This is a genomic window from Rhizorhapis sp. SPR117 (assembly GCF_021742065.1).
Map to the genome: position 1 here is coordinate 13,858 of NZ_JAKKIE010000035.1, position 26,754 is coordinate 40,611.

25 protein-coding genes are annotated in these 26,754 nt (G+C 58.7%); 14 read left to right on the forward strand and 11 right to left on the reverse strand.

What is annotated here, in order from left to right; genetic code table 11:
* Nucleotides 1-2: 2 nt before the first annotated feature.
* The gene (locus tag L3X40_RS13860; RefSeq protein WP_237366141.1) at nucleotides 3-1,190 is read left to right on the forward strand and encodes a zinc-dependent alcohol dehydrogenase; all 1,188 of its coding nucleotides are present in this window, start codon (nucleotides 3-5) and stop codon (nucleotides 1,188-1,190) included.
* Nucleotides 1,191-1,290: 100 nt separating this feature from the next.
* On the opposite strand, the gene L3X40_RS13865 is transcribed toward L3X40_RS13860, so the two are convergent.
* Genes L3X40_RS13865 through L3X40_RS13875 form a run of 3 tightly spaced genes read right to left on the reverse strand, consistent with a single transcriptional unit; the run spans nucleotide 1,291 to nucleotide 4,068 of the window.
* Nucleotides 1,291-2,511, reverse strand: a complete 1,221-nt coding sequence (locus L3X40_RS13865) for a TolC family outer membrane protein (RefSeq protein ID WP_237366142.1) — start codon at nucleotides 2,509-2,511, stop codon at nucleotides 1,291-1,293.
* Nucleotides 2,512-2,560: 49 nt separating this feature from the next.
* Nucleotides 2,561-2,764, reverse strand: coding sequence for a YgaP family membrane protein (locus tag L3X40_RS13870; protein WP_237366143.1), 204 nt, complete (start codon nucleotides 2,762-2,764; stop codon nucleotides 2,561-2,563).
* A complete protein-coding gene (locus tag L3X40_RS13875; RefSeq protein ID WP_237366144.1) occupies nucleotides 2,761-4,068 on the reverse strand; it encodes an NAD(P)/FAD-dependent oxidoreductase in 1,308 nt (435 codons plus the stop codon). The genes L3X40_RS13870 and L3X40_RS13875 overlap by 4 nt, the downstream gene beginning before the upstream one ends.
* A gap of 175 nt (nucleotides 4,069-4,243) precedes the next feature.
* On the opposite strand from L3X40_RS13875, the gene L3X40_RS13880 reads away from it, so the two are divergent.
* From L3X40_RS13880 to L3X40_RS13905, 6 genes are all read left to right on the forward strand, one after another.
* A complete protein-coding gene (locus L3X40_RS13880) occupies nucleotides 4,244-4,540 on the forward strand; it encodes a rhodanese-like domain-containing protein (protein ID WP_338331145.1) in 297 nt (98 codons plus the stop codon).
* A 21-nt stretch (nucleotides 4,541-4,561) separates the two neighbouring features.
* Nucleotides 4,562-5,593 (forward strand): efflux RND transporter periplasmic adaptor subunit, encoded by a 1,032-nt coding sequence (locus tag L3X40_RS13885; RefSeq protein ID WP_237366146.1) that lies wholly within the window; start codon nucleotides 4,562-4,564, stop codon nucleotides 5,591-5,593.
* Nucleotides 5,590-8,802, forward strand: coding sequence for an efflux RND transporter permease subunit (locus L3X40_RS13890; RefSeq protein WP_237366147.1), 3,213 nt, complete (start codon nucleotides 5,590-5,592; stop codon nucleotides 8,800-8,802). The genes L3X40_RS13885 and L3X40_RS13890 overlap by 4 nt, the downstream gene beginning before the upstream one ends.
* Nucleotides 8,799-9,125, forward strand: a complete 327-nt coding sequence (locus L3X40_RS13895; RefSeq protein ID WP_237366148.1) for an ArsR/SmtB family transcription factor — start codon at nucleotides 8,799-8,801, stop codon at nucleotides 9,123-9,125. The genes L3X40_RS13890 and L3X40_RS13895 overlap by 4 nt, the downstream gene beginning before the upstream one ends.
* A gap of 2 nt (nucleotides 9,126-9,127) precedes the next feature.
* A complete protein-coding gene (trxC, locus tag L3X40_RS13900) occupies nucleotides 9,128-9,568 on the forward strand; it encodes a thioredoxin TrxC (protein ID WP_237366149.1) in 441 nt (146 codons plus the stop codon).
* Nucleotides 9,569-9,777: 209 nt separating this feature from the next.
* On the forward strand, nucleotides 9,778-11,334 hold the full coding sequence (locus L3X40_RS13905; protein WP_445177195.1) for an MBL fold metallo-hydrolase: 1,557 nt from the start codon (nucleotides 9,778-9,780) through the stop codon (nucleotides 11,332-11,334).
* Between the two features lie 12 nt (nucleotides 11,335-11,346).
* Here L3X40_RS13905 and L3X40_RS13910 read toward each other — a convergent pair whose 3' ends face one another.
* The 3 genes from L3X40_RS13910 to L3X40_RS13920 all read right to left on the reverse strand — a co-directional run bounded on the left by L3X40_RS13910 (nucleotide 11,347) and on the right by L3X40_RS13920 (nucleotide 14,630).
* Complete coding sequence (locus L3X40_RS13910) at nucleotides 11,347-12,246, reverse strand: ribose-phosphate diphosphokinase (RefSeq protein ID WP_237366151.1); 900 nt, start codon at nucleotides 12,244-12,246, stop codon at nucleotides 11,347-11,349.
* Nucleotides 12,243-13,730 carry a thymidine phosphorylase family protein gene (locus L3X40_RS13915; protein ID WP_237366152.1) on the reverse strand — a complete coding sequence of 496 codons (1,488 nt, stop codon included), beginning with the start codon at nucleotides 13,728-13,730 and terminating at the stop codon, nucleotides 12,243-12,245. The genes L3X40_RS13910 and L3X40_RS13915 overlap by 4 nt, the downstream gene beginning before the upstream one ends.
* Nucleotides 13,731-13,826: 96 nt before the next feature.
* Nucleotides 13,827-14,630, reverse strand: coding sequence for a 1-phosphofructokinase family hexose kinase (locus L3X40_RS13920; protein WP_272907953.1), 804 nt, complete (start codon nucleotides 14,628-14,630; stop codon nucleotides 13,827-13,829).
* Between the two features lie 144 nt (nucleotides 14,631-14,774).
* On the opposite strand from L3X40_RS13920, the gene L3X40_RS13925 reads away from it, so the two are divergent.
* Nucleotides 14,775-15,533, forward strand: a complete 759-nt coding sequence (locus L3X40_RS13925) for a murein L,D-transpeptidase catalytic domain family protein (RefSeq protein WP_237366154.1) — start codon at nucleotides 14,775-14,777, stop codon at nucleotides 15,531-15,533.
* A 15-nt stretch (nucleotides 15,534-15,548) separates the two neighbouring features.
* Here the strand turns inward: L3X40_RS13925 and L3X40_RS13930 are convergent, their stop codons facing one another.
* From L3X40_RS13930 to L3X40_RS13950, 5 genes are all read right to left on the reverse strand, one after another.
* On the reverse strand, nucleotides 15,549-16,784 hold the full coding sequence (locus tag L3X40_RS13930; RefSeq protein ID WP_237366155.1) for a L,D-transpeptidase family protein: 1,236 nt from the start codon (nucleotides 16,782-16,784) through the stop codon (nucleotides 15,549-15,551).
* 136 nt (nucleotides 16,785-16,920) lie between these two features.
* On the reverse strand, nucleotides 16,921-17,427 hold the full coding sequence (locus L3X40_RS13935; protein ID WP_237366156.1) for a hypothetical protein: 507 nt from the start codon (nucleotides 17,425-17,427) through the stop codon (nucleotides 16,921-16,923).
* A gap of 198 nt (nucleotides 17,428-17,625) precedes the next feature.
* Entirely contained in the window at nucleotides 17,626-19,833 is a 2,208-nt protein-coding gene (locus tag L3X40_RS13940) for a copper-transporting P-type ATPase (RefSeq protein WP_237366157.1), read from the reverse strand.
* 481 nt (nucleotides 19,834-20,314) lie between these two features.
* The gene (locus L3X40_RS13945) at nucleotides 20,315-20,569 is read right to left on the reverse strand and encodes a hypothetical protein (protein WP_237366158.1); all 255 of its coding nucleotides are present in this window, start codon (nucleotides 20,567-20,569) and stop codon (nucleotides 20,315-20,317) included.
* Nucleotides 20,570-20,986: 417 nt separating this feature from the next.
* The gene (locus tag L3X40_RS13950) at nucleotides 20,987-21,826 is read right to left on the reverse strand and encodes a Crp/Fnr family transcriptional regulator (RefSeq protein ID WP_237366159.1); all 840 of its coding nucleotides are present in this window, start codon (nucleotides 21,824-21,826) and stop codon (nucleotides 20,987-20,989) included.
* A gap of 416 nt (nucleotides 21,827-22,242) precedes the next feature.
* Between L3X40_RS13950 and L3X40_RS13955 the strand changes: the two genes are divergently transcribed.
* From L3X40_RS13955 to L3X40_RS13980, 6 genes are all read left to right on the forward strand, one after another.
* The gene (locus L3X40_RS13955) at nucleotides 22,243-22,650 is read left to right on the forward strand and encodes a response regulator (protein WP_237366160.1); all 408 of its coding nucleotides are present in this window, start codon (nucleotides 22,243-22,245) and stop codon (nucleotides 22,648-22,650) included.
* A gap of 127 nt (nucleotides 22,651-22,777) precedes the next feature.
* Nucleotides 22,778-23,329, forward strand: a complete 552-nt coding sequence (locus L3X40_RS13960; RefSeq protein WP_237366161.1) for an NADPH-dependent FMN reductase — start codon at nucleotides 22,778-22,780, stop codon at nucleotides 23,327-23,329.
* Between the two features lie 173 nt (nucleotides 23,330-23,502).
* Nucleotides 23,503-24,507 carry a GSU2403 family nucleotidyltransferase fold protein gene (locus L3X40_RS13965; RefSeq protein ID WP_237366162.1) on the forward strand — a complete coding sequence of 335 codons (1,005 nt, stop codon included), beginning with the start codon at nucleotides 23,503-23,505 and terminating at the stop codon, nucleotides 24,505-24,507.
* A 748-nt stretch (nucleotides 24,508-25,255) separates the two neighbouring features.
* Nucleotides 25,256-25,510 (forward strand): antitoxin, encoded by a 255-nt coding sequence (locus L3X40_RS13970; RefSeq protein WP_237366163.1) that lies wholly within the window; start codon nucleotides 25,256-25,258, stop codon nucleotides 25,508-25,510.
* Complete coding sequence (locus L3X40_RS13975; RefSeq protein WP_237366164.1) at nucleotides 25,507-25,818, forward strand: type II toxin-antitoxin system RelE/ParE family toxin; 312 nt, start codon at nucleotides 25,507-25,509, stop codon at nucleotides 25,816-25,818. The genes L3X40_RS13970 and L3X40_RS13975 overlap by 4 nt, the downstream gene beginning before the upstream one ends.
* A 216-nt stretch (nucleotides 25,819-26,034) precedes the next feature.
* Nucleotides 26,035-26,718, forward strand: a complete 684-nt coding sequence (locus L3X40_RS13980; RefSeq protein ID WP_237366165.1) for a DUF4145 domain-containing protein — start codon at nucleotides 26,035-26,037, stop codon at nucleotides 26,716-26,718.
* Nucleotides 26,719-26,754 lie beyond the last annotated feature (36 nt).

Consider the following 26,754-nt stretch of genomic DNA (forward strand, 5'->3'; position numbering starts at 1 on the left):
ACATGCGCGCATTGACATGGCATGGCAGCAAGGACGTTCGCATCGAAACCGTTCCTGACCCGGAAATCATCAATCCTCGCGACGCCATCATAAAAGTAACGTCGACGGCGATCTGCGGATCCGATCTGCACCTTTACGATGGTGTGATCCCCGGCATGCAGTCGGGCGACATACTGGGTCATGAATTCATGGGCGAGGTGGTGGATACGGGACCCAAGAGCAGTCTGCAAAAAGGGCAGCGCGTGGTGGTGCCCTTCACCATCGCATGCGGCGCATGCTTCCATTGTTCCCAACACCAATATTCCGCCTGCTCCAACAGCAATCCTGTCGAAAAACAGGATATTTCCGCAGCACTCTATGGTCATCCGATGAGCGGCCTTTTCGGCTATTCCCATCTGACCGGCGGTTATTCCGGCGGGCAGGCCGAATATGTGCGCGTGCCTTATAGCGACATAGGCCCCGTGGTCGTCCCGGACGGTATGGAGGACGATGAGGTACTGTTCCTTTCTGACATATTGCCCACGGGATGGATGGCCGCAAAGAATGCCGATATTCAGCCCGATGATACGGTGGCGGTATGGGGATGCGGTCCGGTCGGCCTGTTCGCGGTTCAGTCGGCAATTCTGCTCGGCGCGGCGCGTGTGATCGCCATCGATCACTGGCCACACCGCCTGGAGCTGGCACGTCAGCTGGGCGCGGACATCATCAATTTCCGCGAAACCCACGTGCGCGAAGCTCTGATCGAAATGTCCGGCGGCATAGGCGTCGATGCGGTAATCGATGCCGTGGGAATGGAAGCGCATGGCTTTGCCCTCGATAATATGCTCGATATCGCCAAGCAGAAAGTCGGCATTGGCGTAGATCGTGCTTCGGCTCTCAAGCAGGCGCTGCTCGCGGTGCGCCTTGGCGGGCGCGTGTCCATTCCAGGCGTCTATGGCGGCATGACGGACAAGTTTCCGCTCGGCGCACTGATGGAAAAGGGACTGCAGATTCGTACCGGCCAGACTCATGTCCAGGCGTACACCGCCGAGCTGCTCGACCTGATCCAGCAAGGGGAGTTGGATACCACCTTCCTGATCAGCCACCGCCTTCCGCTCGAAGAAGCCCCGCGAGGATATGAGTGCTTCCACGACAATCAGAATGAATGGACCAAAGTTGTCCTCAAACCCCAAATGGAGATGATACACTGAATGATGCCCCAGCAAGTTCGCAATCGCCCATGCATTGCTCCTGGGAACACGGCGCTGCGTTATGTGCTGCTTTCGCCCCAACAGCTTGTAAACCGTCCGGTCAATATTGACCGAGCAGCGCCCGCAATTGATAGGCCGCGACGACGACTCCCCCCTCCGCCTGGGTAGCGCCGGTGGAAGCAGCAATGGCGTCACGTTCTGCATCGAGAAGCGCAAGATGCGGCTTGCTTCCGGTCTGAACTTCCAGCCGGACGCTGCGTAGCGCTTCCTGGCTGGCTTCGTCCTGGGCCTGCCTTGCAAGGCGGACGTCACGCGCGGTTCGCAGACCCTGCCAGGTCCTGATAACCGCCTCCTGTATATCCGCCTGGGCCGCCCGGAGTTGCGCCATTGCCGCATCGCGCTTGCCGTCTGCTTCCTCCACTTTGCCCGCGGTACGCCCACTGTCGAAGATATTCCAGCGTGCACGAACGCCGACCGTTACTGAATCCGCAGCATAGTCAGGGAAAAATTGATCACGGACCGAGGATGCCTCGGCGAAGGCGCTCACCGCTGGAAGATAGCCGGATCGGCTACCACGCGCAGCCGCGTGGGCGGCATCGACCGCAGCGCGTGCCTGTGCGATGCGGGGGCTGTTCGTCATGGCTATGCTCACCGCCTCGTCAAGCTCCGCAGGTGTTGTCGGGGCGAGGGGCAGGGGAGCCAGATCATCGGGAGTGCTTCCCACCAGATTGACGAAATGTGCTCGCGCGAGCGCCTGATCGCCTTCCGCCTGCGCCATGCCTGCCTCTGCTTCGGCCAAGCGGGCTTTTGCCTGCGACACGTCCGTACTGGGACTGTCGCCGGATTGAAAGCGCAGCTTTGCCTGCCGCAATATCTCCGTCATTTCGGATTTGAGCTTGCCATAATGTTCAAGCTGCTTCGCCGCGACCAACACATCGCTATAGGCTTGCGCTACTGACGCGGCGAGTTCTGCCCGCGTCGCATCAACGTGTGCTCGCGCGGCTGCACGGCCCGCCTTGGCCTGACCGATCGCGCCGGAAATCGCGCCGCCGGCGAACAGAGGCTGCTCGATGCCAGCCTGCGCCATTCGGGGCGTTGTGGAGGCAGCCTGAAGGCCGAAAAATCCTCGCGGATCAATCCGGCCAGTACCGATGCTACCGCTCACGCCAAGCAGCGGCAGCCCCGCTCCGCGCGCTTGCGTGACAGCGCCATCGGCGGCGCGGGCCTCTGCTTCAGCCTGAGCGAGGCGGGGCGCATGTTGGATCGCCTCGGCAATGGCTTCATCCAGCGTCTTGGCGTTTGCCGGGGCTGCAAACGCCAAGATGGCTGCTCCGATAATGGCGGCAGCGCATACTCTTGTTCGCGTGCAATCAGCGAAAGGCATGACCTTCCTTGACCCCCAGTCGCTTGAAGACCATGGCGGCAGGGCAGAAGCCCGTGATGCTTGCCTGAATCATGTTAAGTCCGGCAAATACTCCCAGTGCCAACCACCAGGGGTTGAAGACCAGTGCAAGGGTAATGCTCAAAAGGACGACAAAGCCTGCGAAGGCCATGACTGCTCTATCAAGATTCATTCTACCAACTCCTTCTCGTTCGCATCAAAGCGAAGTTTCCTGATGCCCAGCGCGTGGAGCATCAGTTTTTCATAAAAGGGCTCGCTCTCGCCCTTGCGCATTTTGCGCAGGAAGTATTTTTCAAAACCAATCTTGGCGAGGTGAACCCATTTACCCTCCGACGCCCAGTTGAGATTGCGCGGGGGGATTTGCGGTTTGGCAATGAAGGCGACGCCGCCATCGCCGAAATCGGCAAGGCAGATCGCGTTCCAGGTGGCTTCATTGGTGGGGGTGTGCCCGCTAAGTTCCTGTTTCACGTTCTGGGCCACGGCGGTGACCATGCTTTCAATCATGAATCCCGTCTTTGGCACGCCCACCGGTACTGGCGTCGGACCAGTTGGCGGAATGGCGACGCAGACACCCAGCGCATAGATATTCGGGAAAGCCGGATTGCGCTGATGCTTGTCGACCAGGATGAAACCGCGCGGGTTCGTCAACCCATCAATGCCGCGCACCGCCTCGACCCCACGGAAAGCAGGCAACATCATGGAAAAGCCGAAAGGAAGGTCGTGCGTCTTTTTAACCGCACCATCCTCGGCCAGTTCTTCCACATGCATGACGCCTGACTCGACCTTTGTTACTCGCGCATTGGTGATCCATTTAATGTGGCGATTGCGCATCTCGCTTTCGAGCAAACCCTTGGTGTCGCCGACGCCATCAAGGCCGAGGTGCCCGATATAGGGCTCTGACGTCACAAAGGTCATCGGCACCCGGTCGCGTACCTTGCGGCGCCTGAGCTCGGTTTCGACGATCATCGCGAATTCATAGGCCGGACCGAAACAGGATGCGCCCTGAACAGCACCGATCACCACCGGTTTTGGATCAGCGGCCAGCGCCTCGAATTGCTTATAGGCTGCCTGGGCATGGGATGTCTGGCAGATCGAGACGGTGTGGCCGTCGGGGCCAAGACCCTCAATCTCGTCGAAGGCCAAGTCCGGGCCGGTGGCGATAACTAGATAGTCATAAGCAAGCGATGTGCCATCGCGCAATTCCAGCCGCGATTGGGAAGGGTGGACGTGCGCCGCGCCGATGGCGGTAAAACCGATGCCACGTTTTTTCATGACAGGGGGCAGATGAACCTTGATCGCCTCTGGCGTGCGCCAGCCAACAGCGACCCATGGATTGGACGGCACGAACCAGTAATCCTCCGACTCTGCCACGAGTATGACGTCGGCTTTGCTGCCTACGACCTCGCGAATTTCGTAAGCAGCGATGGTGCCGCCAAGGCCGGCGCCCAAAACCACGATTGTCCGTTTATCCGCCATTGTTTCTTCCTTCGGTTCATCCTCTTTGAGAGCTATGCCCTGTCAGTTGACTTATATTAGAAAAATACGATATATGCAAATCCATGGTTATGAAAGCTCTATTTGCGCCAAACCGAACGCCTGGAGACACATGATGTTTGGAAAATCCGCTTCACCAACGACCAAAGAAATTTCCGTGCAGGAACTCGCCGCCATGCTGGCTGAGGATCGGGCGATTGTGATCGATGTCCGTGAACCCGACGAGTTCGGTAGCGGCCATATTCGTGGTGCGATCAACATGCCTCTCTCCCGCTTCGACCCTCGGGCGCTTCCCGACCCCATCGGCAAGCAACTGGTGCTGCAATGCGCCGGAGGAAAACGCTCGGCTCTGGCACTGGAACAATGCGGCAGGGCGGGCTCTGCGGTCGATACGCATCTTTACGGAGGGATTGCGGCCTGGAATGGGGCTAACTTCCCTGTCGTAACCGATTGAAGTGATTTGGGAGAGCAGGGAATGCGCCGTTTGAAGCTGGGAGGCCTGCTCTTGATGCTGGCCCTCGCCGCCTGTGGAGGGGGGCAGGACACCGAGACGGATCAGGCGCAGCGCGTGGCGGGGGAGCGGCTCGTTGTCAGGCCTTCCGAAATCACCGAATACAAGGATGTGGGCGCGGAAATCACAACGGAGAAGCAAGCCGATGCGAGAGCGCGGATTCCCGGTATCCTCATCAGCCTGAACGTCCGTGATGGCGACATGGTGCGCAAGGGGCAACATATCGGCACCGTGTCCGACACCCGCCTTGGGTATGAGAGCAGCGCCTATGGCGCGCAGGCGGCCGCTGCGGCGGCGCAGGCGGCGCAGGCAAAGGCCGAACTGGACCGCACGCGCTTCCTTTACGATAACGGCGTCTATGCCAAGGCCCGGCTTGACCAGGCGAAGGCAGCAGCTGATGCAGCCGCAGCGCAGGTCGCGGCTGCAAAGGCACAGCAGTCGGCAGTGCAAGCCGTCGCGGGGCAGGGCGCGATCTATGCGCCCGCATCCGGTCGCGTGTTGCACGCCGATATCCCCGTGGGATCGGCGGTGGCTCCGGGCATGTCCATTGCGTCGATCACTGCCGGGCAGCCCGTCTTGCGGATTGAGGTGCCCGAGTCCTTGGCGGGGGCGCTGAACAGGGGCGCGTCTGTTATCGCGACCGGCCTCAATCCAGCCGATCAGGAAAATGCGCCGCGCGGGACGGTAACCAGGGTCTATCCAGCAGTATCGGCAGGCCGGATGCAGGCCGATGTCACCGTGCCAGGACTTGATGCGCGCTTCATCGGTCGCAAGGTGACCGTCCTTCTTGAAATCGGGAAACGTAAGGCGATTGCCGTACCCCGGCGGTTCATCACGACGCGTTTTGGGGTCGATTACGCGTTGCTCGCGGTGGGCAACGGTCAGGCCACTGAAGTGCCCGTGCAGGTTGCACCGCTGCCAGAGGGTGGAAAGGTTGAAATCCTCTCTGGCGTTTCGGCGGGCGACACGCTGATCGCGACGAAGGCCGGCAAATGAATCTTGGCATTTCAGGGCGTTTGACACGTGCGACGATCAATTCGCCGCTGACGCCGCTCATGCTGCTAACCGCCATATTGGTCGGCCTGATCGCGATTATGACAATCCCACGGGAGGAAGAGCCGCAGATCAGCGTTCCCATGGTCGACATAGAGGTGGCGGCACCGGGCCTGAAAGCCGCCGATGCGGTCGAACTGGTGGCAAAGCCGCTGGAAACCATCGTCAAGAGCGTCGACGGTGTAGAGCATGTCTATACGCAGGTGCAGGATAATGGCGTCATGGTGACGGCGCGTTTTCTGGTCGGATCGAACGCGGAAGACGCCGCGATCCGCATCAATGAAAAGATCGACGCCAACCGCTATCGCATTCCGGTCGGCATTCCCGATCCCAAAATCACGCTTCGAGGCATCAATGATGTGCCAATCGTAGTGCTGACCCTGACGTCCAAGCGGGATGCTGTGGGCAACTGGAACGATCAGGCGCTTTACGATCTGGCTGTCAAGCTGCGGACGGAAATAGCCAAGGTGGTCGATGTTGGCCTCACCTTTCTGGTGGGTGGTCGACCAGAGCAGATTCGGATCGCGCCCGATCCCGCGAAACTTGCGCTCTATGACGTGCCGCTTGGCCATGTGATCGAGGCGGCGCAGCAGGCCAATCGCGCTTTCCCGGTGGGCAGTTCCTGCGAACAGGGGAAAGCCGTCGATGTGATCGCCGGACGCGCGCTCCGCAGTGTTCAGGACGTCGGCCTGCTCACCGTGCGTTCGGTGAGCGGTGCGCCGGTTTATCTGCGCGATGTTGCCATCGTGACACAGGGGCCGCGCGAGGATCAGGCGCGTGCCTGGCGCTGGTCTCGGGTGGACGGGAACTGGGCGATGGCTCCAGCGGTGAGCCTGGCTGTTGCCAAGCGCGCGGGTGCCAATGCGGTGGTGGTGTCCGACGCGGTGGTGCGCCGGGTGGAGGCGCTGGAAGGATCGCTGATCCCCACAGGCGTCAAGGTCTCGGTAACGCGCAACTATGGCGAGACAGCCAATGAAAAGGCCAATGAGCTGCTTTTCCATCTGGGGCTGGCCACGGTTTCGATTGTTATCCTGATAGGATTTGCGATCGGATGGCGCGAGGCCGGGGTGACGGCCGTGGTTATTCCCACGACCATCCTGCTCACCATGTTTGCGTCAAAGATCATGGGCTACACGATCAATCGCGTCAGCCTTTTCGCGCTTATCTTTTCCATCGGCATATTGGTCGATGACGCCATTGTGATGATCGAGAATATCGCCCGTCACTGGGCGATGAAGGATGATCGGTCGCGCGTGGAGGCCGCCGTGGACGCGGTCGCAGAGGTCGGTAATCCGACCGTTGTCGCTACGCTGACGGTGGTCGCTGCCCTGCTGCCCATGCTGTTCGTTTCCGGGCTGATGGGGCCATATATGGCGCCGATCCCGGTCAATGCCTCCGCAGCGATGATTTTTTCCTTTTTCGTGGCCGTCATCATTGCGCCCTGGCTGATGGTCCGCTTCGCGCGCGATGTGCTGGCGGAGCATGAGGGGCCGCATGGAGGGAAGCTGGGACGGCTTTATGCGAAGGTTGCCCTGCGCGTCATCGGCGAACGGAAATCGGCGCGCAATTTCCTGATCGGCGTGGGGGTAGCGACGCTGGTCGCCTGTTCCATGTTCTATTTCAAGGCGGTGACGGTGAAGCTGCTGCCCTTCGACAACAAGTCGGAGGTGCAGCTTGTCGTCGATATGCCCGAAGGCACCAGTCTGGAGCGAACTGGTCGAGTATTGGAAGAGGCTGCCGCCGTTGCCAGATCCGTACCGGAGGTGGTGTCGATGGAGGCCTATGACGGCACATCCGCGCCCTTCAACTTTAACGGCCTTGTCCGCCATTATTCCCTGCGTACCCGGCCGGAGATGGGCGACCTTATGGTGACGCTGCTACCCAAGGGTGAACGCAGCCGGTCAAGTCATGAGATCGCGCTTGATCTGCGCGAGAGGCTGAAGTCCATAAAGCTGCCTGCTGGCGCATCGATCAAGACGGTGGAAACGCCGCCCGGACCGCCGGTGTTGGCGACGCTGCTGGCGGAAATCTATGGTCCCGATGAAGCGACCCGCCGCGCCACGGCGGAACAGGTCGAGCGTATTTTCAAAAGCGTGCCCTATATCGTCGATGTCGATAACAGCTTTGGTCAGCGCCGCCCGGAGCTGCACCTGGTCCCCGACAGGGCAAAACTCGACCAATATGGGCTTTCCGAGCGGCAGGTACTGGATAGCATCGGAGCCCTCTTCGGCGGGCAGACGGTCGGATATGCGCCGCGTGGCGATGGGCGAGAGCCGCTGCCGATCACCATCGCGCTTGACCAGTCGCAGCGGAGTTGGAGTCAGGCGTTGGCGACAACACCGGTTGCTGCGACCATGGGCCTTGGGGGACCGCGCCTCATCGAACTCGGTGATGTCGTCACGGCGGATGAAAGCGACGGCAGCTATGTGCGTTTCAGGCGGGATGGTCGTGATGCCGATATGGTGACGGCTGACCTTGCGGGGACCTATGAAGCGCCGATTTATGGCATGCTGGCCGTTGACAAGGCTATCGATTCCTATGACTGGAAAGCGCATGGGCTGCAAAAGCCGACGATCAGCCTTCATGGCCAGCCGGAGGACGAGCAAACGACGACGCTGCTGTGGGACGGCGAATGGGAAATTACCTGGGTGACCTTCCGCGACATGGGCGGTGCCTTCATGGTAGCGCTGCTTGGCATCTATGTGCTGGTCGTGGGGCAGTTCCGCAATTTCAAGCTGCCGCTGGTGATCCTGACTCCCATTCCGCTGACGCTGGTAGGCATTGTGGTGGGGCATATGCTGTTCCGTGCGCCATTTACCGCAACTTCGATGATCGGGTTCATCGCGCTGGCGGGCATCATCGTGCGCAATTCGATCCTGTTGGTGGATTTCATTCGCCATACCCAGGGTGAGGGCAAACCATTGCGCGACGTGCTGCTGGAAGCGGGTATGATCCGGTTCAAACCCATCGTGCTGACCGCCGCCGCCGCGATGATCGGTGCGGCGACGATCCTGAGCGATCCGATTTTTCAGGGTCTTGCCATTTCGCTGCTCTTTGGGCTTGCATCCTCCACTCTGCTGACCGTGTTGGTCATCCCAGCGATCTATGTGGTCTTGCGCGATGACGGCCGTCCGGCCACGATTGAACCATGAACGCACCCGTAGATCTCACCGAACTGAACCTTCAGGCCAAAAGCGTTGCCCGGAAGCTGAAACTGCTGGGCAATCCCGATCGACTCGTCATGTTGTGCAAGCTTGGTATGGAAGAGCAGAGCGTGACGGATCTGGTGCGGTTGACCGGCCTCGCACAGTCGAGTGTATCGCAGCATCTGGCGGTTTTGCGCACGGAAGAAGTGGTTGCCTGGCGCAAGGAGGCACAGACCATTTACTATAGTCTTGCCGATGAACAGGTCCGGGCCATCATCGAAGCGCTTTGTGCCATCTGCCGTCCGGATGTTGTGGAAAAGGAAGCCTGATCATGCCCGATTCTGCCATTATCATCTGCCCCGCATGTCAGGCCGCCAATCGCGTGCCCGCTGCACGCCTTGACCAGTCCCCGCGCTGCGGCAAATGCAGTCGACCGCTCTTTACCGGCGAACCGCTTACCGTGACCGGCGATGCGTTCGACCGACATGTAGGCAAGGGCGATATTCCCGTGCTTGCCGATTTCTGGGCAAGTTGGTGCGGTCCCTGCCGTATGATGGCGCCAGCCTTCGCCGCCGCAGCCCGCGACCTTGAGCCACAGGTCCGGCTCGTGAAAGTCGATACCGAAGCGGAGCAAGCCATTGCCGGGCGCTATGGCATCCGGTCAATCCCCACATTGATCCTGTTTCAAGGCGGCCGGGAGGTCGGGCGGCAAGCAGGCGCGATGAGCCAGGCGGCGATCGTGCAGTGGGTGAAATCTCAGGTTCGGTTCTGAACGCCGGAATATGGGCGGACAGTGCACAACGGTGCCGCCATCGCTGTATCTCGTTGGTATAGGGGTTTTTACTGGCTGCACAGCCAGCGCAATTCCCTATGATCGCGAATGCAACGAACTGCAAGGGAGGACATGGCCGAATGGCAAATATCAAAACAGGACTCTCGCTCCGCTTTCATGGCGCAGCCGGGACAGTCACCGGATCATGCATGGAGTTCAGTCTGGGCAAGCAGAGCCTGCTGGTCGATTGCGGCATGTTTCAGGGATCGCGCAGCCTGGAAACGCTCAATCACGGGGCCTTTGATTTTGATCCGGATCGCGTCGGAGCGGTGGTATTGACGCATGCGCATATCGACCATTGCGGATTGCTGCCCAAACTTGCCGCGCAGGATTGGAAGGGAAAGATATGGTGTACGGCGGCGACGGCGGATCTTTTGGAATATATGTTGGCCGATGCCGGACGAATTCAGGAGAGTGAAGCAGAGCGGCGTAACCACCGGCGCGACCGCGCGGGTGAGACGGCCTTCCAACCGCTTTATACCGAAGAGGACGCGATCCGCGCCTGGCGACAGTCGCACGCGGTATCCGTAGGCGAATGGTTTGAGCCTGTGCCGGGTTTCCGTGTCAGGCTATGGAATGCTGGCCATATTCTGGGTTCAGCGTCGGTCGAGATCATGGCGGGCGGTGTGCATGTGCTGTGTTCGGGTGATCTGGGGCCGGAGAACAAGGCGTTCCATGCCGATCCCCATGCGCCCGCGAGTTTCGATTATGTAATTTGCGAGTCCACATACGGCGACCGTGCCCGCGACAAAGTGACCATCGCCCAGAGACGCGATTTGTTGGAGCGAGAGATCAAGGCGGCGCTGGTGCGCGGCGGCAATCTTGTGATCCCTACTTTCGCGCTGGAACGGACACAGGAACTGCTGCTCGACATGGCGCGCCTGGCCGACGCCAACCGTATCCCCGATGTTCCGGTTTTCCTTGATTCGCCGCTTGCCAGCCGGGCGACGTCCGTCTTTGCGCGTCATGCGGACGAGATGGAAGACATCGATGGCGACGATATATTTCACCATCCCTCCATCCATTATGTCGAGGATACCTCTGCATCAATGCGGCTCAATACCATGTCGGGCGCCATCATCATGGCGGCGTCGGGTATGTGCGAAGGGGGACGCATCCGCCATCATCTGAAGCACAATCTGCATCGTCGGGAGTCCACCATATTGTTTGTTGGATTCCAGGCGCGGGGGACATTGGGCAGGGTCATACTGGACGGCGCCAAGCGGGTGCGCATATCAGGTGAGGACGTCAATGTCCGCGCGCAGATCCGGCGGATCGATGCCTATTCGGCACATGCCGACCGGGAGGAACTGCACGCCTGGATCACGGCCCGGCGCCCTATTGCCGGAAGCCTGTTCCTCAGCCATGGCGAACCTGAAGCTGTGGCGTCACTTCGCACATTGGTGCAGTTGGACGATGCGGCGACAAGTATTATCGCCCCACAAATCGGCGAGACATATTCATTGGTGGCGGGCGTCCCGGCCAAGCGGACGCAGACCGGGAGGGTCGAACTTGAAGAGATCGTCGGCACCGACTGGCAAAACGAATATGCCGATTTCGCCGCCAACCTGAAACAGCATCTCGGCAAGATCAGAAGCGAGCAGGCACGGAAACAGGCGCTGGCCGATATGCGAAGGGTGCTGGACAGCTATAACAACTTTCGTGATGAGAAGAGGCAGCGTCGTACCAGTCGTGGCCGGGCTTAGAATGTGATGAGTTTAGGTTAACCCCTTCGTCCCGAGCCCCTCGGCTATGAGCGCATCGGCAAGCAGGGGTGCGATTGAGACGCTCGCTGTCGGTCCTGCCACGCTGTCGGTGGTTTGGATACGATTGACGCCATTTTCGCGGATGGCGACCAGATCGTCCTCGCTCGCCAAACAGTGTGTGGCCAGCACTTCAATATGGGAGGCGCCAGCGTCGCGCAGCAAGCTTGCCGCGGCGATCAGGGTCATGCCACTGGAAATCACATCGTCGACCAGGATGGCCGGGCGCCCACGCACCTGCTCCAGCCCGTCGATAGCCAGCTCGACCTGACGGTCGCCACGCCGTTCCTTCCGCCCCACCAACATGTCGAGACCAAGCGGACCGGCTATGCTCTGTGTCCATTGCCGTGACTCGCTATCGGGGCCGATGATGATGGGCGCTTTGGCACGATCGATCAGTCCGGCGAGCAGTGGCGCCGCCGAAAGGCTGACTGCTGCTATACCCGGCACCACCTCTTGTAGCGAGGCGACCCGGTGAAGATGTGGATCGACCGTCATCACCGCATCGAAATGTTGAGCGATCAGGCGGCCGATGATGCGCTGGCTGACCGCTTCCCCATGTAAAAAAGCCATGTCTTGCCGCATATAGGCCAGATAGGGGACGATCAGTATCACGCGCCGTGCACCGCCGTCCCGGGCGGCCTCTGCGGCGAAGATCAACTCGATCAGCTTTGCATTCGGATCGTCGAGGGACCTGTAAAGGATAACCGTTTCCGCGCTTCGGGGCACGCGCACAAGGCTTTCCTGGTCGGGGAAGTGGTGCACCGCCACTATGCCACATGGCAGGTCAAGCTGTCGGGCCAGCCCCGCCGCCGCCGCAGCGCTTTCGGAAAAGCCCAGAACTATGGCATTCACTGCGTCACCTCATATCCTGAATCTTCTGTTGCCAGTTCGCGCGCAAAGCCAAGGCCAGTCACGGAATGGGCATGGATGCGGTACAAAGGTTCACCCTTGCACACCTGTGCGCCGACTTTGTGCAGCAAGTCTATACCTGCCCCCTTGTCCATCGGGGCACCGGCTAGGCGCGCGATCCGTGCTATACGCTGGCAGTCTATGGCCGTAATCGGACCTTCGCGCAAAGAGCAGACTTCATGCGTATAGCTGCCCGGCGTGAAGTTGACGGCCTGTCGCCCCTGGGCATCGATCAACCTTTCCATCGCCGCCAGTGCTGCGCCGGACGCCAGCAATTCCTTCGCCCGTGCATAGCCTTCTCCTCCCCGCAATGCAGGATCGAAATCGAGCACATGCCCGGCGAGCAGAAGCGCGTGTTCACGCAGATCCTCCGGCGCATCCGCATCGTTGCGCAGCACCGCCATGACGTCTCGTGCTTCCAGAACCGGTCCAATGCCGCGGCCTACGGGTTGCGACCCATCGCTGAACACGATGTCGATGACGATGCCCAATTTATGTGCGACATATTCGAACAGCTTCCGCAGGCGCACCGCATCCCTTTGCGAGCGGACCTTGGCGGTCGACCCGATCGGTATGTCCAGAACAAGGTGGGTCGATCCGGCAGCGAACTTCTTTGAAAGGATGGAAGCCACCATCTGTTCGAAAGTGTCGATCCGCAGCGGCCGCTCAACCGAAATCAGCACATCGTCGGCAGGTGACAGGTTGACCTTTCCTCCCCACGCCAAAACCGCTTTTTCACGCGCAACCACCGCCCGCATTTCATCGGCGCTAAGGTCCACATTGGCCAGCACTTCCATCGTATCGGCCGTGCCGGAAGGGGAGGTTATCGCGCGCGATGAAGTCTTTGGCATGACAAGCCCGTAGGCGGCAACGATCGGCACGACGATCATCGACGTGCGATTGCCCGGAATGCCTCCGATACAATGCTTGTCCACCACCAGCGGCATTTTCCAGTCGATCTGGGTCCCGACCTCGGCCATGGCGCGAGTCATCGCCAGTGTTTCCTGTGTGGTCATGAAGCTGGCGCATGCCACCAGAAATGCGCCAATCTCCATCGGCGAATAGCGGTGGACAGCAATATCACGGATGATCGCGGCGATTTCGCTGTCTTCCAGTGTGTTGCCGTCGATCTTGCGGCGGACCGATTCCAGGCTGGCCGGCGGCTTTGCCTGCGCAATATCCACCAATGATCCTTCCGCCAGCCCCAATCTGCGGAATGCCTGTTCTCCAAGTCCGATTTCTCCGGCTTCCAGGATGTCACTCCCATCGACGAGCGCCAGCGTCGCCAGGATTTCGGTACTGCCATTGTGAATCCGGATGGTACGCAGTGCCTTGAATTGTTCGGCGGAATAGCCGTTGTCATGTCTGTGGAGAAACGCCGTATTTTCAGGGTAAGTATCGATGGCAATTCTTTTTATTCTGAACATTATTGTGGCCTCCGGGGCAATCTGCCGCTCTGTTTTGAGGCATGGTCGACGCTTTTGGTATCCGTACATTCCGCATGTCAACGATGGGCGGGCATATCAGGTCTCGATGACATAGAGCCGCTCGACATCTTCCCTCCGGGCGAGCTCGGTTCCCGGCGTAATCAGGGCGGCAGCGCCTGCGGCCAGGCCGAAACGGACCGCTTCGCGCAACGGCAGATCGCGGGTAAGGCCCAAAACCATCGCGGCGACCATGCTGTCACCTGCGCCAACAGCGCTCTGAATGGGAACGTCGATTGCGGCAAATCGCTCTTCGCTGTCACCGGTGACCAGAAGGGCTCCACGAGCACCCAGGGACAGGACGATAACTTCCGCCAAGCCCTGTGTGATTAGCAACCGAGCTGCCTTCACTTCGCCAGCCTCGCCATGGATATGGAGTCCAGTCAGGGCTTCGAGTTCACGCAGATTGGGCTTCAACATATAGATGCCGCAGTCCGTCGCTTGTTTGAGAGCTTCGGCGGACGTGTCGATGATAAGCCGTGCGCCGGTCCGGGCACATAACTGCCCAAGCTGTTTCAGAAAATCAGGGGCAATAGCGGGAGGGAGGCTGCCACTTACCACAAGGATTGCCGGAACCGGGTTCAGCGCTGCCAACTGGTCAAGGCATTGCGTCTGCTCGGCGGTGGAGAGTTGTGGTCCGGGCAGGACAAACCGATACTGCGCTCCGCTCTTCCTTTCATCCACGGTAAAACTCTGTCGCGTGACGCCGGATATGGGGATGGTGCTGCAAGATATCTGCTCTTTCGTCAGTAAATCCGAGAGCATCTCGCCCGATGGTCCGCCAACCGGGAAGACGGCCAGTGCATCGCCGCCAAGTCGCGTCACGACGCGTGCAACGTTAATGCCTCATCCCCCCGGATCGTAGCGGGGTGCAGAGCAGCGCAGTTTGTCGGCAGGGCGGACGCTATCGGTTCCCGTTGTAATGTCGAGCGCCGGATTCATGGTGAGCGTGGCGATAGTTACCATAGCACCTCTTTGGGTCTGCGCATGTTCCATCTGGATCAGGCAAGACAGAACGATATCGATCCCGGCTTTGATAAGCAATTACGCGCCAATCTGATGAGTATCTCGTGCCAGATGCGCCCCATCATTCTCAGATTGAATTCAAGCCTTGGTTGCTGTAATAATGTAACATTGGAGGGCCGACAGGGCGTGGCAGTTAATCGTAGATCATTTCTATTATCAGGCTTCAGTTTTGGTGCGGCAATTGCATTTTGCCGACCGGCGCTGGCGGCCGATGGCAATTCTCCATTATTCCGTCAGGCCCGCGCTGCGCTTGACCAATATGCACCGATGGTTCGTTTTGACGATGTTGTAGGTATTACGGATTTTGCGCAGCCATCGCGCGCGCCGCGCTTTCATCTGCTCGACATGGGCAGTGGTCGGGTGTCCAGTTTTCTGGTCGCGCATGGCCGTGGGTCCGATCCTGCCCATAGCGGCTGGTTGCAGCGTTTTTCCAACGAAGCAGGTTCCAATTGCTCGTCCCAGGGCGCCTATCTGACAGGAGCCTATTATACAGGCGCGCATGGCCGATCCATGCGCCTTGCGGGGCTGGATGCGACAAACGATGCGGCGGAAGCGCGTGCGATCGTCGTTCATGGCGCCTGGTATGTCAGCCCCGCTATGGTGCGCGATCATGGCAAGCTGGGTCGTAGCGAAGGCTGCTTTGCGTTTGCCGAAAACGAACTGGAAACAGTGTTGGACCGGCTTGGCCCCGGACGCTTGTTGCTGGCGCGCAAATTCTGATCGGCGCGCGCTGCGTCAACCCGCCTCATCAAGCTTGGCACGATCCGTTAGTGCATCAATCACCAAATCATCGCGGCCATACAGGTCGTCATGCAGGACGACCCCCCCGGCTTTATCGAGATCGGCCGTGAAGTACCCGACATAAATGGGAATGGGCCGGGGCAGGTCTATTTTCGTGTTCACGCGAGAGGCCACTGTCGCGTCAATCGCCGCCCGGTCCCAGCCCCTTACATCGGCAAGCAGCGCTTGGGCCAGATCGAAGGGATGTTCTGTCCTTATGCAACCATGACTGAAGGCCCGAACAGGTCGTTCGAACAGGGCTTTGGCAGGCGTATCGTGAACATAGATCGTATAGGGATTGGGCATGACAAGCTTGATCTGCCCCAGCGAATTGCCGGGGCCGGGCGCTTGCCGGACCTGCAATCGTCCACCTGTCCATGTGGCGACATAGCCTTTCGCCTTTGCTTTGGCCGGATTATTGCGGACAAGCGCGCCCACGCTTTCGGCAATGATGCTTTGCGGCACGTTCCACCATGGATTGAGGATGAGACCTGTGACTTGCGTCGAAAATTGCGGCGTCGGTGTTGATTGCTTGCCTACAATGACGCGATGGCGCGCAACGCGATTGCCATCATGAACCAGGTCGAGGGTAAATCCCGCGACATTGATCAATATATAGTCCTCCCCAAGTTCACGCGGCATCCAGCGCCAGCGTTCCATATTGGCGCGCAGTTTTTGAACGGTCGCCTGATCGGTCGCAGGTGTGCGCGCCAGCATGGCCTTGAGTGCCCGATATTCGGGGTTAGTGGGCAGCAGCGAGGACAAGGCCGGGCCAACGCGGTGCACCGAGAGCGCCGCCATCATCAGGTCATTGATGGCAACCATGTCGGCGGTGGGGCCGGAAATATGCCATGCAATTCGATCTTGTCTATCGACATGCCCTTCCATCAGGTCTTTCGCAACGCGCTGGAAAATACCTGAAGCAACTGTGTCCATGGCAACCGGACTGCCCCCGGAAATGGCGGCCTGAAGCTGCGGCGGATCATAGTCGGCGGGCTCCAGTCCGTCTGCGCCGATGTGGACGATGAAATCAAGCAGAGCCCGCGCATCGTTTGTGGACCAGTAGGTGGGCGACGGCATGGCTGGCTGTGGCCGGTCAGGCATGGACTGCGCTTTAAGAGCAGGCGGAGACAATATCATTCCGGCAGCCGCGACGATCATGATGATTGCGTATCTGATTATACCTGCCACGCCCAACACCTCATTCCACCCAACTCACATTCGCTCTAGGGCAGCAGGCAGTGGCGGCTCTATCCGTATCAACCCGTATTCAGAGAGCAGGTGATAAGCTGAGAAGAGCGCTTTGGCGCTTGAACGGCCAGCTCCGTCAGGCGCAGCGCTGATAGCTGAAGCTGCCGTCTTTGTCGGTCCGGACCATTGTTTTGCTGCTATTTGTGAGTTTCAGGTTTTCAAGCTTGGTCCAGCTTTGACCTTCGCCGGTAAAGGCAAATTCCGCGGTGAAGTTCTCGGCATAACTGCCCGTCACTTTGACCGGCGTGGCGCGCGATTCGTAGAAGTCGATGCGGTCGGCAGAAATTGTGATCAGTCCCTTTGCGTCACCGCGCGTGGAGGTACAATCATTGCCGTTCATGCCCCAGCGCCCATGGAATGCAGCCGGGATGGTGGCATTGCTGTCCCTGTCGCTCCGCATAGTAGCATTTTCGTTTTCCGGCTCGCTCGATTTGCCGTTCGGTGTGTTGGGCGGTGTAGTCTGGCTCTTTACGGCGACACCATTTGCCGCCTGATTGGTGATGCTATCGGTTTTGGCGGACTGGTCCTGGCATGCAACGAGGAAAACAGCGCCAGTTACCAAGGTGACGATCAATCTGGGCATGAGATTCCTCCGCTCTAACCCGCGCCACGTGCGTCAGGCGACGTAGCGGCCGAATATGAAAGGTCTCGACTGCGCAGCCGCAGCCGAAATGCGAGATCCAGCAGAGCGAAGCCGGAAGCCATCGCACCCACTGCCACCATCCAGACCAGCGATCAGGCAAGGCGTTTGAACCGACAATCCGCCTGCTCAATGCGGCTGTCAACTGGCAACTGCGTCGAGCTTTAGGCGCCGGAGGCGCAGGGCGTTACCTATTACGGAAACCGAGCTCAGGCTCATCGCTGCCGCGGCGATCATGGGGCTCAACAGCAACCCGAAAGCCGGGTACAGCACACCTGCCGCCAACGGAATGCCCAGCGTGTTATAGCCGAAGGCGAAAAGCAGGTTCTGCCGGATATTGCGCATTGTTGCGCGTGAGAGCCGGATTGCCTGCGCCACGCCAAGCAGGTCGCCGCGAACCAGCGTCACGCCGGCGCTTTCCATCGCAACGTCGGTGCCGGTGCCCATCGCAATGCCCACGTCGGCGGCGGCGAGCGCGGGGGCGTCGTTGATCCCGTCCCCAGCCATGGCCACTCGGCGGCCATCGGCTTTCAGTGCCTCGATCTTGCGGTGCTTGTCTGCCGGAGAGACATTCGCCTCGACCTCGTCGATGCCGAGTTGCTGCGCCACCGCTTCGGCCGTGGCGCGGCTATCACCCGTCAGCATGACGATGCGGATGCCGCGACGGTGAATGGCCTTGATTGCAGCGGGCGTGGTGGGCTTGATGGGGTCCGCCACGGCAAGCAGCCCTGCCGGGCTTCCGTCGATTGCCACGAACATGACGGTCTGTCCCTTTGTGCGCCCCTCTTCCGCTGACGCCAGCCAGTCCTCGTCGGCAATACCGATTCGGCGCATCATCTTTTCGTTGCCAATCGCGACGCGCTTTCCGGCGACGTCCGCCTCGACTCCTTCGCCCGTTGTCGAGGAGAGGCCGGTCGCTTCATTCAGCGCAATACCGCGTGCCTTCGCGCCTTCGACAATGGCTGCGCCCAACGGATGCTCACTGCCCTGCTCAACGGCAGCGGCAAGAGCGAGCATGTCGCTTTCCCTCACATTTCCATGGCATGTGACGGCCACGAGATCGGGTTTGCCTACCGTGAGCGTGCCGGTCTTGTCGACGACGAGGGTATCGATGCCTTCCAATGTTTCCAGCGCTTCAGCATTGCGGATCAAGATGCCGTGCTGTGCGCCCTTGCCAGTGCCGGTCATGATCGACATCGGCGTGGCGAGTCCAAGCGCGCAAGGGCAGGCGATGATCAGCACGGCGATGGCATTGACCAACGCATAAGCGAGGGCCGGACTTGGACCCCATATCCCCCAGACTGCGAATGTAATCACCGATACCGCGACGACCGAGGGCACGAACCACCCCGCGACTGTGTCTGCAAGGCGTTGAATCGGCGCACGGCTGCGTTGTGCCTCCGCGACCATCTGCACGATTTTGGCGAGCATGGTGTCCTTGCCGACGCCGGTCGCCCGCATGACGAAACCACCAGTCTGGTTGACTGTGCCGCCGATGACGCTGTCGCCGATGCTCTTTGCGACCGGCAATGGCTCGCCGCTGATCATCGATTCATCGATATTGCTTGCGCCTTCCTCTATCGTGCCGTCCACCGGAACCTTGTCGCCGGGCCGCACGCGCAGGCGGTCGCCTTCGGCCAGTTGATCGAGCAAAACCTCCCGCTCGTCACCCGGTCCAAAAATCTTGAGCGCAGTCGGCGGTGCGAGTTCGAGCAGGGCGCGCAAGGCACTGGAAGTCGAACCGCGCGCCTTGAGTTCCAGAACCTGTCCCAGCAGAACGAGTGTGGTGATCACGGCGGCAGCTTCGAAATAGACGCCGACTCTGCCGCCATGGTCGCGGAAGGCGGGTGGAAACAGGCCAGGCGCCGCCGTGGCCACGACGCTGAACAGATAAGCGACCGCCACGCCAAAGCCGATCAATGTGAACATGTTCAGGTGACGTGTCTTCAATGATTGCCATGCACGCACGAAGAACGGCCATCCGCCCCAGAGGACGACCGGGGTCGCCATCGCGAATTGCAGCCATTGCATCCAGGCGGGTTCGATGATCCGGGCAAGGCCAAGACCCGGCACCATATCGCCCATGGCATAGGCGAAGAGCGGTATGGTGAACAGCGCGCTCCACCAGAAGCGGCGGCGCATGTCGATCAATTCCGGATCGGGCCCTTCATCCAGCGAGACTGTTTCCGGCTCCAGCGCCATTCCACAAATAGGGCATGTGCCCGGTCCGATCTGTCGAATTTCCGGGTGCATGGGACAGGTGAAGATCGTCCCTTCGGGTATATCCTTTGCTGCGCTCTTATGCGCTTCGGATGCGAGATGATCGCAATGCTGGTGTTCATGGGCCATCAGAAGAAGGCCCTCACGTGCAGCAGCAGCGACAAGCCACGGAGGCGGTAACCGGCGGCCGACGAAGTGACAGGGGAGAACGAATCGATCATGTCTTACCTAACTCCTGACTCACGCAATATATACCCCATTGGGGTATTGCAAGGGAGCGCTTGGTAAGGTGCTGAACCGTAATAGCGCGCGATCATTTATTAAGATTGGTGATAATCGGTCGCGGGCTGATCCTGTAGTGAAACGGCAATAACCATCGCTGCCCTTCGGGGCGACTAGCGGCGGTGGCGTTGTGGATATCAAGATCAGGTTCTGAGGAGGGTGGGTCAGGCGAAAGTGGCCATCACCCGGTTGTCGACCGGGTGATGGCAATTTGACGCGCGACCGCTCGGGTCGCAACGACGGTCGCGCGTCTCAGGCGCCGGTTCCCGGATATAGGGGCAGGAACCGGTGCAAGACCGTAAGGGGGTTGGAGTTTCAGGAAGGGCTCTTACGCAGCGGGGCTTTGGCGCAGGACGGGTTTGTGTTCACTGTATGTTATTCCCGCACGCCTCGCATATTCGCGTGCCAGGCTCATATGGGCGAGGCGCGCGAAGCTGTCCTGGGCCATCTGGGCCATGCGGCATTCCTCTTCGCTTCTGTGGATATAATATTCGCGATCTTGATCGGTTGTCATGGGATGTCCTTTGGGGATCGAGGGGGCAGCGCTGACGGGATAGGGCTTGCTGGCACGGGGCAGGGGCATGAATGGCTCCAGGTCATGTATCAGGGTCTCAGCCGTCGATGGCAGCCCAGAACTGCGTCATTAACCGTCGGGATTCCTCAGGCGACAGTCTGCGCCTGGGTTTGGATGAAGGAGGACTATGATGAGCCGATCTTGTTCCAGGCAGTAAGTTCCCGGGCCTGTGATCGCTCTCCTTCCGCTGGTATGTCATGATTGAAGCTATTTCCTGGAATTACTGTCCAAATGGCGAATAGCGACCTTTGACTTCGAACATTGCCTGGAACATCTTTTTGATCGTTCCGAATTACTGTTTCAGCAATACTCGATTTGTTCTCAAATTAACCCGTTCTATCAGTCCGCGCAAACGCTTTCCTTGTGCTGTGGCGAACATTCATCGGCAAACTGCCCTGAATGCACGACGAAGCGAAAATGGAACTCTCATGAATAAGGCGGGACAGAAATTTTGCCTGAAGCCTTGGAACTTTGGACGTCAGTTTCTGCTCGCTTCGATTTGGAGGGGGCCGCCACCCTGGAAGTTTGCTGCATGGTATAGGGTGACACACCGATCAATCGTTCATATTCTGCCTCTGCCAAGCCATAATAGCCGCCCGTCAATTCCTCTAGCCCTTCCCGATCAGTGATCGTGATCCACCCCCTCATCGAATGGATCAGGCCCGCAGCTTCCAACTCATGGAGCGCAACCGTCACACCGGGGCGACGAACGCCAAGTAGTATACTCAACAGTTCATGCGTTATAGGCAGTTCGTTGCTGTGTATCCGATCATGGGCCATCAATATCCAGCGCGCGAGCCGGATTTTGACATTGGCATTGCTCTTGACCAGCGCTGTTTGAGCCATCAACACAATAAAGGCTTGAAGGTAGCGGCACAGATGCTCTTTCAAGCTGGGGCTAAGCTCCATCAAGGACCATAGTGTCGCCCGCTCAATACGCAGGCATGAACCAGGAATCAGCACCAGAGCGTCGTGAGGCGACTGATCGACGCCAAGTAACAGCGAAAGGCCCGTCATTCCGCTACGCCCCACCAGGCCAAGTTCTTCTGTATGGCCGTCAAGGGTGTTGCCCATGATCGCCACCAGTCCCTTCTCGATAAAATATGCGGCTTTGATCGGTCGATTTTTCCGTTCAAGCAGGTCTCTGCTATGGATCTCTCTGCGTTGCAAATGGGGCTGAATGAGCTGCTTGTCTTCAGCTGTGAGCCTTGAAAGAAGGATATTGGAGGATGCCCCTATATCCAATGAAATGTCCTCCGTCATCATTTCCCCCTTGTTCACCCGTTCGGTGACTTATGTCATTCTATATGAAGTCTGCCCCAATATGAGACAGAATACAGCCATATGTTCGTATTCGTACAATGACTGGTCATCAGGACGGGCGGAGGCAGCTACTCTGGCGGACCCGGTAGGCAGGATTGCCGCTGCTGCTGTATCCGCATCAGTACAGGAACGTATCGCCATATCATCAGTTCCTGAAGTCGATATCGATATCCGTTCTGACCGCTCGACATCATACACTCTCCATGGACGGAAGAAAATCTGCCATTGGAAAAGCATTCCGCAAAAATGGATTGAAATCAAGATTATGGAGCGTTCCTGAGAGCCTGAACTGGTGAGGGGAGCAGTGGAACTAATATTCCTGCCGGGCGGTTTCACGACAGACATAAAATTTCCCGTCCATGGAGGAGGAAGCCGTCGACGCGCATTCACAACTTTCCGGTCGCCATATTTTGATAGTGGAGGATGAATTACCGCTAGCTATGGATATGGAAGACCTGCTGCTGGAGGTCGGCTGCGACGTCATCGGCACTGTGCCGACAGTGCAGGGGGCTCTCGCCATTTTGCGTCATCAGCGGCCCGAAGCAGTTCTGCTCGATCTTAACCTTGGTGAAGACAGTAAAGCCTCCACTGCCGAGGAATTGAACAGGCGGTGCATACCGTTTCTGATTGTAAGCGGTTATGGACGAATGCGGGAGAAGGAACCCGCCTTATGCAATGTACCGCTTGTGCAAAAGTCATGGAACCGCAGCGAACTGTTGGACAGCCTGCGGGATGTTCTTGATGAAACCAGCAGCACGACCGGCTGACATGGGGCGGCGTAAATCATGGAGCATATTGAGCTTTCTCCAGCCGTGGCATCTCATCGGCCGGTTCTGCCAGAAATATTTTCGTCACACCCGTGTCGCACCATGGCATTCAAACGAGGAGACAAAGATGTCCAGGATTATCGCTCTGTCAGGAAGCCTTCGCAGGCATTCTTATAATTCAGGCCTGTTACGCGCGGCCCGGCAATTGATGCCCGATGGCGTTGCGCTGGAAATCGGAACGATTGCAGATGTGCCATTATACAATGGTGACATAGAAGAAGAGGAAGGCATCCCGGCGGCGGTGACACGTCTGAAGGATGCGATTGCCGATGCTGATGGCCTGCTGCTCTCTACGCCCGAATATAACAATAGCATTCCCGGTGTATTCAAGAACGCGATTGACTGGATCTCTCGCCCGCCGGCGGACAGCGCCCGCGTTTTCCGGGGCAAGCGCGTTGCGATAATCGGAGCATCGCCGGGCGGATTTGGCACCGTGCTCGCACAAAATGCCTGGTTGCCGGTTCTGCGGACGCTTGGGGTAGAGTTATGGAATGGTCGTCGACTGATGGTATCCGAAGCGGGCCAGATCTTCGATGCCGAAGGTAATCTGGTCAACGAGTCAATCAGGAATCACCTCAAAGCCTTTCTTGAAGAATTCGCGGCGGTACTCGGGGAATAACGGTTAGTGACGAACGAGCATCGCCGCCTCGGCCATGCGCCGGTTGGATGTCATGCCGATGTTTCAGAGGCCTTTACCCTGCTTTTTGCTAGAAGTTACAAATGCAGGGTAATTCCTTGAAAAACTTTATCTTACCCTGCATATAGAGGCCAATCAAGAAAAGCAGGGTAAATATGAGAGCTGTCACTCCGTTCAGCGACGAGCAGGCGCGAAACCTGATCAACATTCGCCAGCAATATGAGGTATGGCGCGACGCCGAGCGTGCGCTCGCCGATATGCCCTACAATCTGCGCATCAAGGAAGTTTCCGGAATCGCCTATCTCTATGAGCTCACCGATCGGGAAGGCAATATGAAGAGCCTCGGTCGGCTGGACGACGAGAAACAGGCGCAATTCGATGCATACAAGAACAACAAGGAAGAGGTCAAAGCGCGCATCGAATCCAGCCGGACGATGCTCGCCGAGCGCGCGCGCATTTACCGCTCGCTCCATTTGCCCATGCTCGATCCGGAAGCGGGAAAGATCCTGCGCGAGGCCGACCGACGTCACCTTCTTGGCAGTCACCTGATGGTGGTCGGAACGAACGCAATGCCCGCCTATCATATCGAGGCGGGCGGCGCGATCCGCGACGTCCCCGAGGAAACGTTCGACTTTGATCTTGCATGGACCGCCGAACCTCCGGCTGTCGAGATATCGGCGATCTGGATGATGTTGAAGGCGGTGGACCGGACATATGCCGTCAACACGGAGCGCCAGTTCCAGGCACGGAATGCCAAGGCATATGAGGTCGAGGTCCTGGCTGCCCCCAGCACGATCGATGGGATGTTTCGCAAGGATCGGCCCAAACCAATCCCGCTCCCCGAGCAGGAATGGCTGCTGCTCGGTCGACAGGTCGATCATGTCATAATTGCTCGTGACAATGCGCCAGCCCGTATCGTGGCCCCGGACCCGCGCTATTTCGCTTTGCACAAGCTCTGGATGGCGGAGAAGACCGGTCGGAATCCACTTAAGCGGCCCAAGGACGAGAAGCAGGGCATGCTGCTACTCGACGCCGTGGCGGAAGCCATGCCTCACTATCCGATGGACAAGTCATTTGTCTCCGGCCTTCCCGCCGCGCTTCTTCCGCATTTCGATCGCTGGAAGGCCCAGTGGCAAGGGGAGCCGGCATCATCCTGGTAGTGATCGGTTTCCCCTAAAGGATCGGTGCCGAGGCTACGCGTCGCTTCACTCGTTCCGTCGCTATTGCATTGTAGAAACTTCGCCGCCGCAAAAAAACCGCCCCAGAAGGGACATACTTATCGAGCCTTTGGCGATCCGCATTCGTAGGCTGCGCGAATGATCGGGATCGGGCAGTCGACGCTTTACCAAGATATCGCGGCAGGCGTGATCGAGACGGACGAGATCGACAGTCCATCCTCGTGCCGACAGACGCGCTGTGGGACTTTATCAAGCGGCGGCGCGGGGAAGCGCTGAGCGCTGCTCGGCGGGTGACATTGGCGATTGATGACAAACACGCCGTATCCGCAAATGCATGCCGGAGCCAAATTGGAGCCAAATTTCGTATTTTGGCTCCGGCGTGGCTCCAAGATCGAATATCTATTCCATAACAGATTGTTTTATAAAAGAAATTTTGTGGACGCACCAGGGCTCGAACCTAGGAGCCGCTGATTAGGAGTTTCACTAAGTGCCTGATTTTACTGTATTAATCTACCCCGATCTTGTAGCGTAACACATTGGCAATGCGAATCTTTGGTGTAGTGATGCGTTCGGATCGATTTCACTCTGTTGCATTCAATTGCACGCGTCTGATGCCCTAAAAATGCCCCGTTTGGATAGCTGCAAAGCGAGGCTGGGAGCGCCATCTCGACGGGTTACTACAAACGCATATTTGTGGTAATGTGGGGATCGGGCAATATGCGAGGTTCCCATGAGTCGACTGACGATAGATATTACCGACCAGCAGCACCAAAGCCTAAAAGCCTTGGCCGCGTTGCAGGGCAAGACGATCAAGCAATATGCCATTGAGCGCCTGTTTTCCGCCGGTGCGGGGGAAGATACGGCGTGGCAGGAATTGAAAACGCTGCTGGGCCAACGGATCGCCGAAGGCTTGGCAGGCGGCGTGTCCACCAAGAGTATCGATGCCATCGTTGATGAAGAGCTGGGCCGGGATAGCCGCGCTTGACCGTAGGCTATGTTCTGTCGGCGGCGGCGGAAGCCGATCTGCGCGACGTTATCCATTATACACGCAAGCAGTGGGGTGATGCGCAGACCCGCAGCTATGTGGCCAAGCTGCAAGCGGGTATGGAAAGCGTCGCGGCGGGCGACGGCTTCTTCAAGGACATGTCCGCGCTCTATCCGGGTTTGCGGATGGTCCGTTGCGAGCATCACTATATCTTTTGCCTGCCGCGCGATGATGCGCCTGCCCTTGTGGTGGCCTTTTTTCATGAGCGCATGGATCTGATGGTGCGACTGGCGGCGCGATTGGGATAAATCCCCGCGCCGAATTTCACAGTTATCGTGCCGTTCCTTTTGCTTGGCCTATTGAAGGCAAAGACATTTTTTGAAGTGATCGGCTAGGAGGTTCAGGCGGGGGGCGAATGGAATCACTCAACTTCGACTTTCTGGCCAAGCACGACGGGCGTTTGGTAACGCTGGGGGCTCGCGGAACGCTATTTCCGCGACGATCCCTCGACGGCCATCGTCAAGTTGCGCCAGTTCGCCGAGTTGATGACCAAGCTGGTTGCTGCCCATCACGCCGTTTACCGCGACGAGCGCGAGAGCTTTGAGGAAACGCTGCGGCGGCTGTCCTATGACCGGCTCATTCCGAAAGAAGCGGCTGACATTTTTCATGCGCTCCGCAAGGCGGGCAACACCGCCGTGCATGAGGTAAAGGGCAATCATGCCACCGCTTTGACCGCGCTCAAATTCGCTTGGTCCCTCGGCATCTGGTTTCATCGGACATACGGACGGGATACTGCCTTTTCTGCTGGCGCGTTCGTTCCGCCCCCCGAACCGGTCGATGCCACAGCCGCGCTCCGCGAAGAAATCGAAGCGCTCCGCCACAAGGTCGCGGAAACCGAAGATGCCGCAAGGCGTGCTCGCCGGGAAGCGGAGGAACACGCCCGTGCGCGTGAGGCGATTGAGGAACGGCTGAAACGCGAAGCCGAAGAGCGGGCGACGTGGGAAGCATTGGCGCAGGAGGTCGAGGCAGAGAAGGCCGCCATCGCGGAAAAGCTTGCAGCACTACAGGCCACGGCGGAAGCCGCCCCGCGCATGGAACTGGTAACCCTTGTCGAGCTTTCCTCTGCGCCACTATCAGGAAAGCGCGATCCGGGCGGTGGAAAAGGCGCTGTCAACGTCGGGGTAAAATTGTGCAAGATTCCGGTGTAAAACTGTACCAGTTGGATTGAACAAAAAGCCTCAGAT

Bases quoted from the DNA above. Each gene is read 5' to 3' on its own strand.
- L3X40_RS13940 (WP_237366157.1), bottom strand. From the start codon at position 19,833: ATGGCCCATGAACACCAGCATTGCGATCATCTCGCATCCGAAGCGCAT.
- L3X40_RS13895 (WP_237366148.1), top strand. From the start codon at position 8,799: ATGAACGCACCCGTAGATCTCACCGAACTGAACCTTCAGGCCAAAAGC.
- L3X40_RS13970 (WP_237366163.1), top strand. From the start codon at position 25,256: ATGAGTCGACTGACGATAGATATTACCGACCAGCAGCACCAAAGCCTA.
- L3X40_RS13925 (WP_237366154.1), top strand. From the start codon at position 14,775: ATGTTCCATCTGGATCAGGCAAGACAGAACGATATCGATCCCGGCTTT.
- L3X40_RS13935 (WP_237366156.1), bottom strand. From the start codon at position 17,427: ATGCCCAGATTGATCGTCACCTTGGTAACTGGCGCTGTTTTCCTCGTT.
- L3X40_RS13875 (WP_237366144.1), bottom strand. From the start codon at position 4,068: ATGGCGGATAAACGGACAATCGTGGTTTTGGGCGCCGGCCTTGGCGGC.
- L3X40_RS13945 (WP_237366158.1), bottom strand. From the start codon at position 20,569: ATGCCCCTGCCCCGTGCCAGCAAGCCCTATCCCGTCAGCGCTGCCCCC.
- L3X40_RS13870 (WP_237366143.1), bottom strand. From the start codon at position 2,764: ATGAATCTTGATAGAGCAGTCATGGCCTTCGCAGGCTTTGTCGTCCTT.
- L3X40_RS13950 (WP_237366159.1), bottom strand. From the start codon at position 21,826: ATGATGACGGAGGACATTTCATTGGATATAGGGGCATCCTCCAATATC.
- L3X40_RS13955 (WP_237366160.1), top strand. From the start codon at position 22,243: ATGGAGGAGGAAGCCGTCGACGCGCATTCACAACTTTCCGGTCGCCAT.
- L3X40_RS13960 (WP_237366161.1), top strand. From the start codon at position 22,778: ATGTCCAGGATTATCGCTCTGTCAGGAAGCCTTCGCAGGCATTCTTAT.
- L3X40_RS13915 (WP_237366152.1), bottom strand. From the start codon at position 13,730: ATGTTCAGAATAAAAAGAATTGCCATCGATACTTACCCTGAAAATACG.
- L3X40_RS13965 (WP_237366162.1), top strand. From the start codon at position 23,503: ATGAGAGCTGTCACTCCGTTCAGCGACGAGCAGGCGCGAAACCTGATC.
- L3X40_RS13885 (WP_237366146.1), top strand. From the start codon at position 4,562: ATGCGCCGTTTGAAGCTGGGAGGCCTGCTCTTGATGCTGGCCCTCGCC.
- L3X40_RS13905 (WP_445177195.1), top strand. From the start codon at position 9,778: ATGGAGTTCAGTCTGGGCAAGCAGAGCCTGCTGGTCGATTGCGGCATG.
- trxC (WP_237366149.1), top strand. From the start codon at position 9,128: ATGCCCGATTCTGCCATTATCATCTGCCCCGCATGTCAGGCCGCCAAT.
- L3X40_RS13860 (WP_237366141.1), top strand. From the start codon at position 3: ATGCGCGCATTGACATGGCATGGCAGCAAGGACGTTCGCATCGAAACC.
- L3X40_RS13890 (WP_237366147.1), top strand. From the start codon at position 5,590: ATGAATCTTGGCATTTCAGGGCGTTTGACACGTGCGACGATCAATTCG.